The following is a 15,211-nucleotide window of genomic DNA, read 5'->3' on the forward strand; positions in this document are numbered from 1 at the left end:
CGCGGGAGAGTTCCTCATGGCAATGCACGTTGAACCATCGTTGATCGGTGTGGATGTGTCCAAGGCCGAGCTGGTGATTCGTCAATCCTGGTCATCGAACCTGGTCAAACTGGGTAATGAGCGCAAAGCGATCGACAGCTACCTCAAGGCGTTGACGGGCCCCGTGTGCCTGGCGGTCGAAGCGACCAACATCTTTCACGTCCTGCTGATCGAGCGGGCCCACGCGTTGGGGCATGCCGTCTATGTGATCGACGGCCTGCGCTTGAAGCGCTACCGCGAAAGCATTGGCGGACGGGCCAAGACGGATGCGTCGGACGCGGCGTTGCTGTTGCGTTACCTCACGCATGAAAAGAACGATCTACGGCCGTGGACCCCGCCGCCGGCCGGCTACGCCACCGTCCAGCGCTTGCTGCGACGTCGCTCAGTGCTGGTCCAGACGCAAACGACCCTGCGCCAAAGCCTGCAATGCCTGCCGGAGCTGAAGGCTTCCGTCCGAGCCATGCTGGCCCGGATGAAGCACATGCAACACCTCATCGACCAACGCCTGGCGCAAACCCTGAAGCGTCAGGGCTGGAAGGGCGATGTACGACGCTGCCAAGGCATCGAAGGCATCGGCCCGATCACTGCCGCAGCGCTCACCTTGATCTTTCACCGCGGCGCGTTCAAGAGCGCCGATGCCTACATCGCCTTCATCGGCCTGGATGTCCGCGTGCGCGAGTCCGGCACCTTCAGTGGGCGGCGCAAGCTGACCAAGAAGGGCGATCCGGAACTGCGCCGGTTGCTCTACATGGCCGCCATGACGGCCTGCCGATCCTCCACGTGGAAACCCTTCTACGAGCGGGCCCTGGCGCGCGGGTTGAGCTGCATCCAGGCACTGGTCGCACTCGGGCGCAAACTCGCACGCATCGCCTTCGCCCTGCTCAAAACTCAATCTGACTACGTACCAAAGGTCGTTCAGGTGGCTTGACCAGCCAACATAGAATCTCCTACGGCACCATGAACCGTTGCGCCCGTATCAAGTCCGCGCGACCCGCGGTCTCTGCCTACGGGCTAAAATAGCGCGTTCCCACCACCACGGCCCAACGACATGCAGCACCTGACCATCGTCACCACCGGCGGCACCATCGACAAGATCTATTTCGACGACAAGTCGGATTACAAGATCGGTGCGCCGCAGATCGGCGACATCCTCGGCCAGCTCGGCGTGGCGTTCCAGTTCGATGTGATCCCGATCCTGCGCAAGGACAGCCTGCATGTCACCGACGAGGACCGCGCGCTGATCCGCTCCACCATCGAGGCACAGCCGCACCGCCACGTGCTGGTGACACACGGCACCGACACCATGGTGGAAACCGCCAAGGTGCTGGCCAGCATTCCCGGCAAGGTGATCGTGCTGACCGGCGCATTGAACCCGGCGCGGTTCCAGGGCTCGGACGCGGTGTTCAACGTCGGTTGCGCCGTGGCCGCGGTGCAGACCCTGCCCGACGGTGTCTACATCACCATGAACGGCCGCGTGTGGGATCCGGCACATGTACGCAAGAACCGCGCTGCGAACCGCTTCGAAGAGGCCAACTGACCCGTCGCGAGGCACCCTGACGCTGCCATCACCGGCAAAAAGAACCCCGGCCGAAGCCGGGGTTTTCGTTGGCGCCGTGCGGAGCTGCACCGGTTACTCGGCACAGCTCCGGGCCGGCATCAGTTCAGCGTTTCGGTCAACGTCACGCCCGAGAACGTCTGGTACGCACGCACCTTGATGTAATAGGTGGTGCTTGCCGACGGCGTGAAAGTGCAGCTTTCGTTGCTGCCGGTCTTGTACGGACGGCAGCTGTAGGCGCTGGTGGTCGGTGCCGCGCCAGCCCGCACGTACAAATCCGCGTCACCGGTGCCGCCGGAAATCGCGAAGGTCACGGTGTGACCGGCCTGCACCGTCTCGGTGTAGGTCTGCGACCAGTTGCCCGAAGTCACTGTCGGCAGGCTCACGCTGTCGGTGGTGCCACCGCCACTGCCACCGCCGGTGCTGTAGCTGGCCTTTACCGTCACGCCGGAATACGACGAGTAGCCGTGCACCTTGATGTAGTACTTGCCGGCCGACGGCGACGGCACGCTGCAGCTTTCCGAGTTGCCGGTCTTCCATGGGCGGCAATCGTAACTACTGGTGGTGGGCGCACTGCCGAACTTGGTGTACAGGTCGGCGTCGCCGCTGCCGCCGGAGATCGACATCACCAGGTTGCTGGCACCGGCCGGCACGGTGATGAAGTAATCGTTGTCGGCACCCGAACCACCGGCCACGCCGGTTACGCCCACGTTGTTCTGCAGTTCCGTGGTGCCACCGTTGCCCGGATCACCGCCACTGCCCGGGCAGGTCACGCCGACGCCGTTGAACGCCGCGATCACCGCATTCTTGTCATAACCCAGGTCGGTCGCGGCCGACTCCACGCCACAGGCGCCGGAGTTGAAGGTCGAGTTGGCCGTCCAATACGCCTTGTTGGCCAGCGCGTAGACCTGGAAGGCCTTCTTCACGTTCCAGCCACTGGTCTTGGCCAGCAGGCAGAACGACTTGTTGTAGACGCCACTGGAATAGTGCACGTCCAGGCCGGAGTTGTAATCCGCGGCGTTGTCGATCGAGCCGCCATCCTGCGTCGGGTTGCACATGTAGCGCAGCGCCTGGCCGATACCCGCGCTGGCCTTGACGATGTCGGCGCCGACCAGGAAATCGGCCGAGCCGCGGTCGAAGTATTCGGCGGCTTCGCCGGCGATGTCCGAATAGGCTTCATTCATGCCGCCGGACTGACCGGTGTATTCCAGGCCGGAGTTCTGCTCGGTGTAACCGTGGCTGATTTCGTGGCTGGTCACGTCCAGCGAAACCAGCGGATAAAACGTGCTGGCACCGTCACCGAAGTACATCGCCGAACCGTCCCAGAATGCATTTTCGTAATTGGACTGGTAATGCACCTTCATCAGCAGCTGGATATTCAGCGGCGGCGCACCGGTGTAGGACTGGTACATGTCGTGCACCACGCCACCGAAATGATGGGCGTCGTTCACCGGCGAATAGGCACCGTTGATCGCGTCGGTATTGCTGGTCGGGCAGATGAAACTGACCACCGAGCCACCGCTGCTGCCATGGTTGAGGTTGTAGGTCTTCACGTTGGCGTTCTGCAGATAGCAGGTGCTGCCGGACTGCGTCACGTCCAGCGCCGCGTAGTCGGTGCCGTAATTGTATTTGCCGGTTTTCTGGTTGCCGCCCGGGCCATTGGCCGTCGCATCGGTCAGGCCATTCCAGCTCTTGACCACTTCGCCGGTATTGGCGTCGATGATGGCGGTGGGCCGGCTCGGGTTGGCACCGTTGACGAAATAGGAAACGCGATACACCAGGCGCGCCGGGCCATTCTCCTGCGGGTAGACGAACAGGTCGGTCTTCCGGTTTTCGATCGTCGCACCACCCGTCAGCATGGTGTGCGCATGCGCGCGCAATGCGGCCACGGCGCGATCCGCGCTCAACTTCGGCACCACCGACAGCAGCCCGGGCTGCGATTCCTGCATCAGCTCACCGGTGGCACGCAAGGCATTGCCCTGCGCATCCTGCAGCACCGCGATGCTGCGACCGTACACCGGCACGCCGCGATACATCTGCTGCTGACGCACCACGTGGCGCCCATTCGCCACTGCTACCGCACTTTGCGGCGCCAGCGACATCTGCGGACCAAGATTCAGCTGGGTTGCCAGCGAACTGGCCGGCACCGCACCCAGGTTCTGGGCGCGCAGGGTTTGTGTGGTGGCGGCCGTGGCGACCGTGCCGGTGGCCATGCCGATGGCGGCCACGAGTAGTTTCAAGCGGAGATGATTAACCATGTCAGTAAAACTCCTGGACAAAACGAAGGGACAAACGGGCCCGATGCAGCCGTACGGCCACATGCGAGAAATGTCGTGCAAGGCACGACGCGCTATTCGTCTGCTATCCGACGATCCCCAACTACGCCCATAAGCGGCTTCCTCCCCCCCGCTTTCCATGCAGGAACAGCACGCGGACGCGTAACTGCAAAACGGCGCTCACGCCGCCAAAGGATCATCCGCCAGCCTCCCAGATGGCGGATTAAAAAACGTTATTACTTGCGATCTCTTATGACAATTCGTTTTTTCCAACGCGTGATAGGCATCACGGATGCATCCATGTGTCACGAGGGAAATCCGGTACGGCTTCACAGATCGCAATGCAGAAATGCCGCTGTATTCAGCGGCATTTCGCAAGATGACCACGTGTTTGATGGGCCTGCGGGGCGATCGCGCCGCGGTGAGGGCGCGGCCCCAGAATTCGGGCCGACACGCAACAAATTACGCCATTCGAAGCCTGTTTCCTGTGCCCATGCGCCGCGCGTTCAAAGCATGCCGGTTTCGAGCTTGGCCGCGTCGGACATCATCGAATGGTTCCACGGCGGATCGAACACCAGGTCGATGTCCGCCTCGGAAATGGTGGGCACCATTTCGAGCTTGGTGCGCGCGTCATCCACCAGGATGTCGCCCATGCCGCAGCCGGGTGCGGTGAGCGTGAGTTTCACGTAGACCTTGCGCTGTCCATCGTCGAGATGGTCCAGGCTGACGTCGTAGACCAGCCCCAGCTCCACCACGTTGATCGGAATCTCCGGGTCGAACACGGTGCGCAACTGGTCCCACACCAGCTTTTCCACATCCGCATCGCTGGCATCGGCCGCCAGTTCCAGCGGCGGTGGCGGTTCCTTGCCCAGCGCGTCGGCATCATCGCCCGCCACACGGAACAGGTTGCCCTCCACGTACACCGTGAAGCTGCCGCCCAGGGCCTGGGTGATATAGCCGATCTGGCCTGCGGGAAGGGTCACGCTTTCGCCCTGCGGCACCATGATCACCGTGCAATCACGCGTGAGAGTGAAAGGTTCGCTGTTCAGACTGAAACCGCTCATGCCATCCTGCCGATCATTGGGGACAGGCCGCCATGAGGTGACGGCCCGATTGTCTATTATGCCGGTCGCACGCCCGGCCTGCCCTGTTCCAGATCAGGTCGGCGACGTTTTGTCTCAAGGGCCGGATCGACCAATCCGGTTAAAATGGCTGCTTTTCCAAGGGAATCCAGATGACCATCGCTCCGTTTTCCGCCGCGCGTCGGACATGAGATTGCGCTCGCTTGCCGGCACCATCTTTGCCTTGTTCTGCGCAGCCATGCTCGGTCTGGCGGCCGGTGCGGTGTGGATGCTGGCCGCGGTTTCCCTGGGCCAGGTGGCCGCCTGGCTGGCGTTGCCGGCCGGCTGGTTGCTGGCCACGGCGATGCGACACTGGGTCTATCCCGGCCATCGGCTCGGCGCCGCCACCCTGGCGGCCGCGGCCACCCTGCTCGCGGCGATTTACGTCAGCGTGCTGATCGCCGCCGCGCGGATCGCCGGCAGCATGGGCATCGGCCTGGTCGAGGCGCTGCGCACCGCCGGCGTGGGCATGCTGCTGGAACTGGCCCGGCTGGGGCTTTCCCGTGGGACGGCCCTCTGGTTTTTCGCCGGCATCGTGCTCGCAGCCATCCTTGGCGCACGGCCGACCCGACGCCCCGCGCAAGACTGAGCGCCGGTTCCAGAGCCTGTTCAAAATCTTGTCCGACCCTTGAAGAACGGCCTGTAGAGCCCGCTGGCGGGCGATGCCGTTGTTCTTGATCTGCACAGCATCAAAGCAAGAGCATCGCCCGCCAGCGGGCTCCTACAGGTCACTCCGGCTACCCATCCGTGTATTCACATGGAAAGGTTTTAAACAGGTTGTCAGCCGTCGACCGACTTCAACTGTGTCACCAGTTCGCCGGCGGCAGCCTGGCCGTCGCCGTACAGCATGCGGGTGTTGTCGGCATAGAACAGCGCGTTCTCGATACCGGCGAAGCCGGTGCCGCGGCCGCGCTTGATGACGATGACGTTCTTTGCCAGCGACACGTCGAGGATCGGCATGCCGTAGATCGGCGACGCCGGATCGGTCTTGGCCACCGGGTTGACCACGTCGTTGGCGCCGATCACCAGCGCCACGTCGGTGTTGGGGAATTCGGGATTGATGTCGTCCATGTCGGCGATCAGGTCATACGGCACGCCGGCCTCGGCCAGCAGCACGTTCATGTGCCCGGGCATGCGGCCGGCCACCGGATGGATGGCGAACTTCACCTTCACACCGCGCGAAATCAGCAACTTGGCGAATTCCCATACTTTGTGCTGCGCCTGCGCGACCGCCATGCCGTAGCCCGGCACGATCACCACGCGCTCGGCGTAGGCCATCATCACCGCCGCGTCGCTGGCCTCGATCGGCTTCTGCGCGCCCTCGATGGTTTGCGCGGCGCCACCGGCGACCGCGCCGAAGCTGCCGAACAGCACGTTGCCGATCGAACGGTTCATCGCCTTGGCCATCAGCTGGGTCAGCAACGTGCCGGCCGCGCCAACCACCATGCCGGCGATGATCATCGCCTCGTTGCCCAGCACGAAGCCCTCGAAGGCCACGGCCAGTCCGGTGAAGGCGTTGTACAGCGAGATCACCACCGGCATGTCGGCGCCGCCGATCGGCAAGGTCATCATCAGGCCGAACAGCAGGGCCAGCACGAAGAACGCGGCGATCAGCCAGGGCAGCAGCAAGTCGTTGCCGATCGCCACCAGGCAGGCCACCGCAAGCACCAGCACCGCCAAGTTGAGCAGCCGCTGGCCGGGAAACACGAAACGCTTGTCCATCCAGCCTTGCAGCTTGGCGAAAGCCACCATTGAACCGGAGAACGACACCGCGCCGATCAGCGCCCCCACCAGCGCCAGCCACAACGGCGCGGCGTCCGGCAGTTGCCGATAGCTGAAGGTGTCGCCGACGCTCACGCCGCCACCCACCTGCGCTGACATCGCGAAGGAAACATGGGCGGCGGCGGCAAAGCCCAGCAACTCCACCGCCCCGATTGCCGCCGCCGCGCCACCGCCCATGCCGTTGTACAGCGCCACCATCTGCGGCATCGCAGTCATCGCCACGCGTCGACCGGTCCACCAGGCGGCGCTCACGCCGATCACCACTGCGGCAAGAATCAGCCCGCGGTTATGCATGCCCGGCAGCGCAAAGGTGGCCAGCACCGCCAGCAGCATGCCCACGCCCGCCCACACGATGCCGCCACGCGCGGTGCGTGGCGAGCTCATGCGTTTCAGACCCAGGATGAACAGCAGGGCGGCGAGGAAATAGCACGCCTTGATCAGCGTCGGCAGCCAGCTCATGCTTTGTCTCCCGGCTTCTTGCTGGACTTGAACATCTCCAGCATGCGCTCGGTGACCACGTAGCCACCGGCCGCATTGCCGGCGCCCAGCAGCACGCCGAGGAAGCCGATGCCGATGCCCAGCGGCGTTTGCGCATGGCCCAGCGCTATCATCGCCCCAACCAGCACGATGCCATGCACGAAATTGGAACCGGACATGAGCGGGGTGTGCAAAATCACCGGCACCCGCGAGATGATCTCGTAGCCGGTAAATGCGGCCAGCATGAAAATGTACAGCGCCAGGAACCCGTCGAGCATGTGCTTCCCCTGCCATTTCGCCGTTGTCACCGCATCATACGGTACAAGCGATGGCCTGCTTAACGCCAAGGCATCACCTCGATATTCGAATTCGGGTGATCAGGGCCGGCGTGGTCGTGGTGGCCGCCAGGACACCCCGGGGTCAACCTGTACGAGCCTGCCGCGTTGAACGTGGAAACCGGACCGATGGACCCCGACCATGCGCCCCCGCCTGAAACGGAAGACAGCGCCGTGAACAGTCTTGCCCCCGCATTGGGCGAGGCGGAGCTGCTGGCGCGCGAGGAACAGGCCACGCCCGCCACGCTGGACGCCTTCCTGGCCCAGGTGGAGCGACGTGCCTTCCGCATGGCCGAGATGCATCTTGGCCATCGCGAGGACGCGATGGATGCCGTGCAGGACGCCATGTTGCGCTTGGTCAGGCATTACCGCGACAAGCCCGCCGCGGAATGGGCGCCACTGTTCTGGGGCATCCTGCGCCGGCGCGTGGTGGACCTGCAGCGTCGCCGCAAGGTGCGCTCGATCATGATCGGCTGGCTGGGCGGTGGTCGTGATGCCGAGGGCGACGAATTGCCTGCCTGGGAGCCGGCCGACACCGGCCCCGGGCCGCTGGACCGGTTGAATGACGCCCAATCCTGGGCCGACATGGCTGCTGCGGTGAAGCAATTGCCCCAGCGCCAACGCGAAGCTTTCATGCTGCGCGTGCTGGAAGGCCTGGACGTGGCGGAAACCGCCCAGGCCATGGGCTGCTCGGAAGGCAGCGTGAAAACCCATCTGTCGCGCGCGATGCACAGCTTGCGCGACCAACTGGAGGACTGGCGATGAACAACGCGTCCGACAAGGCATTCGAACAGCGCGCCCGCGCGCTTTATCACGAAGCCAGCCGGCAACTCGACCCCGCCACCGCGGGGCGCCTGCGCGCCGCGCGCCGCACCGCCCTGCAGGCGGCACAAGCTCCCGCGCACCATCGCTTGCGTACGCTGCTGCCGGTCGGCGCACTGGCCGCGGTGGCGCTGGCGGCACTGATGGTGTGGCAGCCGCTGCAGCGCGGCAACGTGTCGGCTCCGGCAGACGCCATGTCCGCCATCAGCTCGCCCGCCAGCAACGAATTGCCGCCGGACCTCGATGGCCACGACGACCCCAAGCTGTACCAGAATCTCGATTTCTACAGCTGGCTGGCGTCCACCAAGGCCCAGACGACGGATACGCACTGATCCATGAGCATGTTTCGCCTCGTCCTGCTCCTGTCACTGGCTCTGCTGTTCGGTCTGCCCGGCACGTTGCACGCGCAAACCGCGGCGTACCCGTGGCAAAGCCTGACGCCGGCGCAACAGGATCTGCTGTCGCCACTGCGCGACAAGTGGAACACCCTGCCGGCGCATCGGCAGGATCACCTATTGGAAAAGACCACGCAGTGGGTCACCCTGCCGCCCGCGAAACGCGAGGAGATCCGCGAGCGCATCGCCCGCTGGCAGAACATGACACCCGAGCAACGCGCCGAAACGCGCCAGGCCATGGCCCGGTTCCATCGACTTCCGCCGGCACGCCAGCAACAACTGCGCGCAGCCTTCGAACGGTTCCACCAATTGCCGCCCTCGCAACGCGAACAACTGCTGCAACAGTGGCAATCGAAGACGCCCGCCGAGCGCAAGCAGTGGGTTCACCACATGGGACCCGGCGGTGCCATTCCGCCGCCCAGCATGCGCGCGTTCGGAAGACGGGGGCATCCGTAAGCGCAGGCGCCGGAACCGATACCGGCACCTCGCGAATGGCGCACCGACCTCATCCGCCCGCCGGACACCGCAACCCGATGCGATATCCGGGTGACGCAAGCGTCAGCCCTGGAAAATCCGTTCGCCCGCGCGCACCAGGCAGCTTTTCGCGACCAGTTCGTCGTCGAAATCCGGCTGCAAGGCATCGTCGTGAACCAGCAGCTCGACGAAATGCTGCACGTTGCGCGCATACATTTCCGAGGCGTGCAATGGCGCACCCGCCGGCAGATTGAGCGGTCCCAGGATGGTCACGCCGCCATGCACCACGCGCTCGCCCGGACGGGTCAGCGCGCAGTTGCCACCGCTTTCGGCGGCCATGTCGACGATCAGCGCACCCGGCTTCATGCCTTCCACCATCACCTGGCTGAGAATCTTCGGCGCAGGACGGCCGGGAACCGCGGCGGTGGACACCACCACGTCGAATGACTTCAAGTGATCGGCCAGCGCCTGTTGCTGGGCGGCGCGCTCCTCGGCCGACAACTCGCGCGCATAACCACCGCTACCGGCGGCACTGACGCCGAGATCAAGGAATTTCGCACCCAGCGACTCCACCTGTTCGCGTGTCTCCGGGCGCACGTCATAACCCTCGATCTGCGCGCCCAGCCGGCGCGCCGTGGCGATGGCCTGCAGGCCCGCCACGCCCGCACCGATCACCAGCACTTTCGACGGGCGAATGGTGCCGGCCGCGGTGGTCAGCATCGGGAAGAATTTCGGGCAAGCCTCGGCGGCGATCAGCATCGCGCGGTAGCCCGAAACCGCCGCCTGCGAACTGAGCACATCCATCGCCTGCGCACGGGTGGTACGCGGCAGCAACTCCAGCGCGAAGGCGGTGAGCTTGCGTGCAGACAACGCGGCGAGGCGTGCGTCGGCGCCGTAAGGACGCAGTTGCCCGACCACCACGCTACCGTCGCGCAACCGCTCGAACACGGCGTCTTCCGGCGGCAACACGCAGGCCAACAGGTCGGCCTGGGCCAGCACCGCATCCGCCGTGGCGAATTCCACATCGACATAGCTGGCGTCAGGGAAACCGGCGGCCTCGCCCGCACCGTGCTCCAGCAATACGCGTACGCCCTTGCCGCGCCACTTCTTCGCTGCCTCGGGTGTAATCGCCACGCGCCGCTCGGCGGCGGCGGTTTCGCGCAATGCAGCCACGGTGATCGACATCGTGCATCCCCTGCGTAGGTGTCCATGCATCGTAGAAGTCCGCAGGCGAGAAACCAAGCGCATCGCTTATGACATCGACGCTGGCCGGATGCTTGCCCGTCAATATGGTGGCGGGAGTAGACTGGACCGCCGGTCGGTTTGCATGGCACGCGTCGGGGATGGACCGCCCCGACGACCCGGATGCCCATGAACGAAACTGCCGAAACCCTGCTGCACGAAGCCCGCCAGGCACGCGAACGCGCCTACGCTCCCTATTCGCATTTCCTGGTCGGCGCCGCCCTGCTCACTCGCGACGGGCGCCGTTTCGGCGGCTGCAACGTCGAGAATGCCGCCTATGGCCTGTGCAACTGCGCCGAACGCACCGCCCTGTTCAGCGCCATCGCCGCCGGCTGCAAACCGGGCGATTTCGCCGCCCTGGCGGTGACCGCCGACACCCCCGAACCGGTCTCGCCGTGCGGCGCCTGCCGCCAGGTGCTGGCCGAACTGTGCGATGCCGACATGCCGGTCTGGCTGGGCAATCTCGGCGGAAAGATGCAACAGACCACGGTGGCCGACCTGCTGCCCGGCGCGTTCCGGCTGGAGCCCCGGCAAGGCTGATGCCGATTTTCCCCGCGCGTTAACATGCACGTTCCCCCGCTGAGCCCGTTCCCCATGTCCGCTCCGCTCGACCTGCTGAACCAGCGTCACTCCGTGCCCTCGCGCCAACTCGGCGAACCGGCGCCGGACGACACCACCCTGCGCGCCCTGCTGCAGGCCGCCATCCGCGTGTCCGACCACGGCAAACTGGTGCCGTTCCGGCTGATCGAACTGCGTGGCGAAGCCAAGCTGCAATTCGGTGAACGACTGGCCGAACGCGCCATCGCACGCGATCCGGACCTGCCCGAATCCAAGCAGGAGAAGGAACGCCTGCGTTACACCTTCGCCCCGCTGGTGATCGTGGTGGTGGCCTGCCTGCACCCGGACAGCTCGGTGCCGGAAATCGAGCAGAAACTGTGCGCCGGCAACGTCGCCTGCAACCTGCTGCTCGGTGCCCACGCACTGGGTTATGGCGCGCAATGGCTGACCGGCTGGGCCGCCTACGACGACGAGGCCGCTCGCATCATCGGCCTGGGTGCGCACGAACACGTGATCGGCTTCGTGCATATCGGCACGCCGCGCATCGACGTGCCCGACCGCGACCGCCCCGCTCTGGGCGACCTGCTCAGCACGTGGGCGCCGTGAACGCGAACGTCACCGCGGGCATCCCGCGCCAGGCCGCCCACCTGGTCGACGGCAGCCTGTACGTGTTCCGCGCCTGGCACTCGATGCCGGACGAATTCCATGACCGCGACGGCCACCCGGTCAATGCCGTGCACGGCTTCACGCGTTTTCTCTGCGAGCTGCTGGAAAAGGCACGCCCCGAACATGTCGCAGTGGCTTTCGACGCCTCGCTGACCACCTCGTTCCGCAACGCGATCTACCCCGCCTACAAGGCCAACCGCGAATTGCCGCCGGCCGATCTCGAGCACCAGTTCGTGCTGTGCCGCGAAGTCACTGCCGCGCTCGGCATTCCGGTGCTGATCGACCACAGCTACGAGGCTGACGACCTGATCGGCAGCGCACTGTGGAGCCTGCGGGGTCACGGCCTCTCCAGCGTGATCGTGTCGGCCGACAAGGATTTCGGCCAGCTGCTGGGCGAGCACGACGAACAATGGGACTACGCGCGCAACCTGCGTTGGGGCCCGTCCGGCGTGCACGAAAAGCTGGGCGTGATGCCGCATCAGGTCGCCGACTACCTGGCGCTGTGCGGCGATGCGGTGGACAACATTCCCGGCGTACCCGGCGTCGGTGCCAAGACCGCGGCGGCCCTGCTTTCCCACTTCGGCACTCTCGACGACCTGCTCGACCGGGTGGATGAAGTCGCCTACCTGCGCCTGCGCGGCGCTGCCAGCTGCGCCGCCCGACTGCGCGAACACGGCGAAGCCGCCCGGCTCTACCGCCGGCTCACCCGCATTGCGCTGGATGCGCCCGTGCCTGCCGAAGCGGATGCACTGCGCCGCCAACGCGGTGATGCCGCAGCCCTTGAAGCCTTGTGCGAACGCCTGCGCTTCGGCCCACTCACGCGCAGCCGGCTGAGCGCACTGGCCGACAACTGATCAACCAACCTCGGCGAACGCCGGCTTGCCCGCCGGTTGTCGCCAGGCCGGGCCCGCGTCACCATGGTCGGCATCTTTCACGCTGACGGACCGCCATGGACTCCACCGACCACCGCATTCCCGCCGACGCCAACGCACCGGTGCAAACCCTCCACGCCGGCCGCTGGCTGAGCCTGCGCCAGCGCGGTCGCTGGGAATACGTGGAACGCAACAATCCCGGCGGCGCGGTGATCATCGTGGCGGTGACGCCCGAAGATCGCGTGCTGTTCGTCGAGCAATACCGCGTGCCGATCCGCCAGTTCACTATCGAGATGCCGGCCGGACTGGTCGGCGACGTCGCCGGGCAGGAGCAGGAAGGCGTCCTGCTTGCCGCGCAACGCGAGCTGGAAGAGGAAACCGGTTGGCGCTGTGGCCGTGTGACCTTCGTCCACGCCGGCCCGTCGTCATCAGGCATGAGCACCGAGAACATCGCCTTCGTGCGCGCCCTCGACCTGGTCAAGGTCGGCCCCGGTGGCGGCGACGAGACCGAAAACATCGTGGTGCACGAAGTGCCCCGCCACGAAGCCGGCGCATGGCTGTTCGCCCGCGCGGCCGAAGGCTACTCCATCGACCCGAAACTGTTCGCCGGGCTGTGGTTCCTGGAACACGGGCTTGGCGACCAAGCCGAGTAATTAACCCAGGCTGCGCGCCCGCAATCGCCAAACCGCCAGCAGGATGCCCAGCACGGTCAAGCCGAACCAGGCGATGGCGGTACCCATGTCATCGCCCAACCACAGCACGCCAGCCACGGCTCCGACCGCAACGGCACCGCTGGCTCCTGCCAGCACGGCCTCGATCCGCCTCGACTTGGCATACAACAGCACTCCGGCACCGAGCATGGCCAGCAACAGCGCCAGCACGCGCCGCGGCCACACGAATTCCGGCGGCACCGGCAAATCGGGATAGATCGCCAGCAGCGGACGGTCACCGATTTCCACGTCGAAGCCCTTGCCGTCCGCAGCACCAGCGGCCGGCACCAGGCGGTTGCCGTCGAGCCGGGCCACCACGGTCACCGTTCCCGTCGGCACCGCGCTCCAGCTCACCCGCAGGTCGCCCAGTTGCGGGCTGGTCGGGCGCGAACTGGTTACCAGCGCATCGTGATGAAAGCTGAAGCTGGCAGCAAGGTTGACCGGCAGGCGACGCATGTCCGGCACCACCGCCTGGCTGCCGGGCAGCGCACGCTGGATCGCCCGGGACAACACGAAGGCGCCGATATTGACTCGCCCGGCATCGAACTCTTGCGACTGCAGGGGAAAATGCGCGGGATTGCCGTGGCCGGGAGCGAAGTGGCTGGCGTCGACCGGATGATCTTCCCAGTCCTGCTCGTATATCGGCGGGCCGCCTGCGCGTATCTCATGCCACTGGAACATCTCCACGTGACGCATCAGCACCGGTGTTGACGCCTGCTGGTTGAACTGGACGTCCAGCGGCGCCTCGACCACGCGTATCGGCCCGCTCACCCGCACCATGTAGCCCTGGTCGGCGCCTTGGGGCTGGCCGTTGCTGCCAAGGTCGAGAATCTGCCCGCCATGCCGTTCGGCGGCGCTGCGAAAGCCGATGAGCCCCTGCTCGGTGAGCGCGACCAGTGCCACGCCTGCCAGCACCAGCAGGGCTCCGACCACCAGCAGGATCAGTTGCGGCTTGCGGGCCTGGGCTTGCTTGCGGCGATGGCTCATCGAATCTCCAGCTTCGGTGGTCAGCGGGCGTGCCACCCGCGCAGGTCACGCTGTTCGTCAACGGTGCCGTAGCGGCCGCGTTCATCGCGATGCACCCGGGCCAGCGCACATTCGTGGTCGTGCGTGAAAAACAGTTGCACGTCGCGTGCCAGCTTGTCGTCGAGGAACGCACGTTTCTCGTCGATCAGCTTCTCCGGGTAGCGGTCGTAGCCCATCGTGATCGGCAAATGCACCCAGAATCGGCCCGGGATCAGGTCGGCGCAGAACACCACGCCGCCGACTTCGGCCAGCATCAGGCCCGGCGTGTGGCCATCGGAAAAATGGAAGCGCACCGACTCGCCCAGGGTACGCGAGTGCGCGCCATCGACCCGCTCCAGCCGACCACTCTGTTCCAGCAGCGCCGGCAGTTCGGGAATGAACGAGGCGCGATCACGCGGGTGTGGCTTCAATGCGCGCTGCCAATGCTCGGCGCCCACCACGAAACGGGCCTTCGGGAACAGCAGGCGTGGCGCCTGCCCTTCCTCCCACGCGGCAAGCAAGCCACCGGCGTGGTCGAAGTGCAGGTGCGAGAGCACCACCACGTCGATGTCTTCGTGGCTCAGCCCCGCCTCGGCCAGCGAATCAAGCAGCACGTGATGCGACTCGACCACGCCATAACGTTCGCGCAACGACGGCTCGAAGAACGCGCCGATGCCGGTCTCGAACAGCACGTTGCGCCCGTCGAGATGCTTCACCAGCAGGCAGCGGCAGGCCAGCGGAATGCGGTTCTGCGCATCCGGCGCGATCCAGCGCGACCACAGCGCCTTCGGCGCATTGCCGAACATCGCACCGCCATCGAGCTGCTGCGAGTTACCCAGTAACGACCAGAATTCCATGCTGACTCCAACCCTGCCGCCCTTC

17 protein-coding genes are annotated in these 15,211 nt (G+C 65.5%); 10 read left to right on the forward strand and 7 right to left on the reverse strand.

Annotated elements, in window-relative coordinates:
- Positions 1-16 precede the first annotated feature (16 nt).
- Together AB7849_RS01295 and AB7849_RS01300 are read left to right on the forward strand one after the other, a co-directional pair.
- Positions 17-967, forward strand: coding sequence for an IS110 family transposase (locus AB7849_RS01295; protein ID WP_008207939.1), 951 nt, complete (start codon positions 17-19; stop codon positions 965-967).
- Between the two features lie 120 nt (positions 968-1,087).
- Complete coding sequence (locus AB7849_RS01300; RefSeq protein WP_008207941.1) at positions 1,088-1,576, forward strand: asparaginase domain-containing protein; 489 nt, start codon at positions 1,088-1,090, stop codon at positions 1,574-1,576.
- A gap of 119 nt (positions 1,577-1,695) precedes the next feature.
- Here the strand turns inward: AB7849_RS01300 and AB7849_RS01305 are convergent, their stop codons facing one another.
- Both AB7849_RS01305 and sufT read right to left on the reverse strand, forming a co-directional pair.
- Positions 1,696-3,852 carry a M4 family metallopeptidase gene (locus AB7849_RS01305; protein ID WP_037098052.1) on the reverse strand — a complete coding sequence of 719 codons (2,157 nt, stop codon included), beginning with the start codon at positions 3,850-3,852 and terminating at the stop codon, positions 1,696-1,698.
- 524 nt (positions 3,853-4,376) lie between these two features.
- The gene (sufT, locus tag AB7849_RS01310; protein WP_008207945.1) at positions 4,377-4,934 is read right to left on the reverse strand and encodes a putative Fe-S cluster assembly protein SufT; all 558 of its coding nucleotides are present in this window, start codon (positions 4,932-4,934) and stop codon (positions 4,377-4,379) included.
- A gap of 205 nt (positions 4,935-5,139) precedes the next feature.
- Here sufT and AB7849_RS01315 point away from each other — a divergent pair, with 205 nt between their 5' ends.
- Positions 5,140-5,580 carry a hypothetical protein gene (locus tag AB7849_RS01315; RefSeq protein WP_037098055.1) on the forward strand — a complete coding sequence of 147 codons (441 nt, stop codon included), beginning with the start codon at positions 5,140-5,142 and terminating at the stop codon, positions 5,578-5,580.
- A gap of 191 nt (positions 5,581-5,771) precedes the next feature.
- Here the strand turns inward: AB7849_RS01315 and AB7849_RS01320 are convergent, their stop codons facing one another.
- Both AB7849_RS01320 and AB7849_RS01325 read right to left on the reverse strand, forming a co-directional pair.
- Entirely contained in the window at positions 5,772-7,232 is a 1,461-nt protein-coding gene (locus AB7849_RS01320; RefSeq protein WP_008207949.1) for an NAD(P)(+) transhydrogenase (Re/Si-specific) subunit beta, read from the reverse strand.
- Positions 7,229-7,528 (reverse strand): NAD(P) transhydrogenase subunit alpha, encoded by a 300-nt coding sequence (locus tag AB7849_RS01325; protein WP_008207953.1) that lies wholly within the window; start codon positions 7,526-7,528, stop codon positions 7,229-7,231. The genes AB7849_RS01320 and AB7849_RS01325 overlap by 4 nt, the downstream gene beginning before the upstream one ends.
- Positions 7,529-7,714: 186 nt before the next feature.
- Here AB7849_RS01325 and AB7849_RS01330 point away from each other — a divergent pair, with 186 nt between their 5' ends.
- The 3 genes from AB7849_RS01330 to AB7849_RS01340 are packed head-to-tail and all read left to right on the forward strand — an operon-like array spanning position 7,715 to position 9,258.
- Positions 7,715-8,350: an RNA polymerase sigma factor gene (locus tag AB7849_RS01330; protein ID WP_008207955.1), complete on the forward strand. Its 636-nt coding sequence runs from the start codon at positions 7,715-7,717 to the stop codon at positions 8,348-8,350.
- A complete protein-coding gene (locus AB7849_RS01335; protein ID WP_147627834.1) occupies positions 8,347-8,739 on the forward strand; it encodes a hypothetical protein in 393 nt (130 codons plus the stop codon). Before AB7849_RS01330 ends, AB7849_RS01335 begins: the two co-directional genes overlap by 4 nt.
- Positions 8,740-8,742: 3 nt before the next feature.
- On the forward strand, positions 8,743-9,258 hold the full coding sequence (locus tag AB7849_RS01340) for a DUF3106 domain-containing protein (protein WP_008213596.1): 516 nt from the start codon (positions 8,743-8,745) through the stop codon (positions 9,256-9,258).
- A 102-nt stretch (positions 9,259-9,360) separates the two neighbouring features.
- Here the strand turns inward: AB7849_RS01340 and AB7849_RS01345 are convergent, their stop codons facing one another.
- A complete protein-coding gene (locus tag AB7849_RS01345) occupies positions 9,361-10,461 on the reverse strand; it encodes an NAD(P) transhydrogenase subunit alpha (protein WP_008213597.1) in 1,101 nt (366 codons plus the stop codon).
- Between the two features lie 186 nt (positions 10,462-10,647).
- Here AB7849_RS01345 and cdd point away from each other — a divergent pair, with 186 nt between their 5' ends.
- From cdd to AB7849_RS01365, 4 genes are all read left to right on the forward strand, one after another.
- Entirely contained in the window at positions 10,648-11,058 is a 411-nt protein-coding gene (gene cdd, locus AB7849_RS01350) for a cytidine deaminase (protein ID WP_008213598.1), read from the forward strand.
- A 54-nt stretch (positions 11,059-11,112) separates the two neighbouring features.
- The gene (locus AB7849_RS01355; protein ID WP_008213599.1) at positions 11,113-11,682 is read left to right on the forward strand and encodes a nitroreductase family protein; all 570 of its coding nucleotides are present in this window, start codon (positions 11,113-11,115) and stop codon (positions 11,680-11,682) included.
- Positions 11,670-12,596 carry a 5'-3' exonuclease gene (locus AB7849_RS01360; RefSeq protein WP_008213601.1) on the forward strand — a complete coding sequence of 309 codons (927 nt, stop codon included), beginning with the start codon at positions 11,670-11,672 and terminating at the stop codon, positions 12,594-12,596. Before AB7849_RS01355 ends, AB7849_RS01360 begins: the two co-directional genes overlap by 13 nt.
- Before the next feature lie 95 nt (positions 12,597-12,691).
- Positions 12,692-13,267, forward strand: a complete 576-nt coding sequence (locus tag AB7849_RS01365) for an NUDIX hydrolase (RefSeq protein ID WP_008213603.1) — start codon at positions 12,692-12,694, stop codon at positions 13,265-13,267.
- Here AB7849_RS01365 and AB7849_RS01370 read toward each other — a convergent pair whose 3' ends face one another.
- Positions 13,268-14,311 (reverse strand): TMEM43 family protein, encoded by a 1,044-nt coding sequence (locus AB7849_RS01370; RefSeq protein ID WP_008213604.1) that lies wholly within the window; start codon positions 14,309-14,311, stop codon positions 13,268-13,270. It abuts the gene before it with no gap.
- Positions 14,312-14,331: 20 nt separating this feature from the next.
- On the reverse strand, positions 14,332-15,186 hold the full coding sequence (locus tag AB7849_RS01375) for an MBL fold metallo-hydrolase (protein ID WP_008213605.1): 855 nt from the start codon (positions 15,184-15,186) through the stop codon (positions 14,332-14,334).
- Positions 15,187-15,211: the final 25 nt, after the last annotated feature.

The organism is Rhodanobacter sp. FW021-MT20 (assembly GCF_041107475.1).
In the GTDB taxonomy this organism is placed as follows: Bacteria; Pseudomonadota; Gammaproteobacteria; order Xanthomonadales; family Rhodanobacteraceae; genus Rhodanobacter_A; species Rhodanobacter_A glycinis.

Bases quoted from the DNA above. Each gene is read 5' to 3' on its own strand.
- AB7849_RS01300 (WP_008207941.1), top strand. From the start codon at position 1,088: ATGCAGCACCTGACCATCGTCACCACCGGCGGCACCATCGACAAGATC.
- AB7849_RS01325 (WP_008207953.1), bottom strand. From the start codon at position 7,528: ATGCTCGACGGGTTCCTGGCGCTGTACATTTTCATGCTGGCCGCATTT.
- AB7849_RS01295 (WP_008207939.1), top strand. From the start codon at position 17: ATGGCAATGCACGTTGAACCATCGTTGATCGGTGTGGATGTGTCCAAG.
- AB7849_RS01340 (WP_008213596.1), top strand. From the start codon at position 8,743: ATGAGCATGTTTCGCCTCGTCCTGCTCCTGTCACTGGCTCTGCTGTTC.
- AB7849_RS01355 (WP_008213599.1), top strand. From the start codon at position 11,113: ATGTCCGCTCCGCTCGACCTGCTGAACCAGCGTCACTCCGTGCCCTCG.
- AB7849_RS01375 (WP_008213605.1), bottom strand. From the start codon at position 15,186: ATGGAATTCTGGTCGTTACTGGGTAACTCGCAGCAGCTCGATGGCGGT.
- AB7849_RS01335 (WP_147627834.1), top strand. From the start codon at position 8,347: ATGAACAACGCGTCCGACAAGGCATTCGAACAGCGCGCCCGCGCGCTT.
- AB7849_RS01345 (WP_008213597.1), bottom strand. From the start codon at position 10,461: ATGTCGATCACCGTGGCTGCATTGCGCGAAACCGCCGCCGCCGAGCGG.
- AB7849_RS01320 (WP_008207949.1), bottom strand. From the start codon at position 7,232: ATGAGCTGGCTGCCGACGCTGATCAAGGCGTGCTATTTCCTCGCCGCC.
- AB7849_RS01330 (WP_008207955.1), top strand. From the start codon at position 7,715: ATGGACCCCGACCATGCGCCCCCGCCTGAAACGGAAGACAGCGCCGTG.
- AB7849_RS01370 (WP_008213604.1), bottom strand. From the start codon at position 14,311: ATGAGCCATCGCCGCAAGCAAGCCCAGGCCCGCAAGCCGCAACTGATC.
- AB7849_RS01315 (WP_037098055.1), top strand. From the start codon at position 5,140: ATGAGATTGCGCTCGCTTGCCGGCACCATCTTTGCCTTGTTCTGCGCA.
- AB7849_RS01365 (WP_008213603.1), top strand. From the start codon at position 12,692: ATGGACTCCACCGACCACCGCATTCCCGCCGACGCCAACGCACCGGTG.
- AB7849_RS01305 (WP_037098052.1), bottom strand. From the start codon at position 3,852: ATGGTTAATCATCTCCGCTTGAAACTACTCGTGGCCGCCATCGGCATG.
- cdd (WP_008213598.1), top strand. From the start codon at position 10,648: ATGAACGAAACTGCCGAAACCCTGCTGCACGAAGCCCGCCAGGCACGC.
- sufT (WP_008207945.1), bottom strand. From the start codon at position 4,934: ATGAGCGGTTTCAGTCTGAACAGCGAACCTTTCACTCTCACGCGTGAT.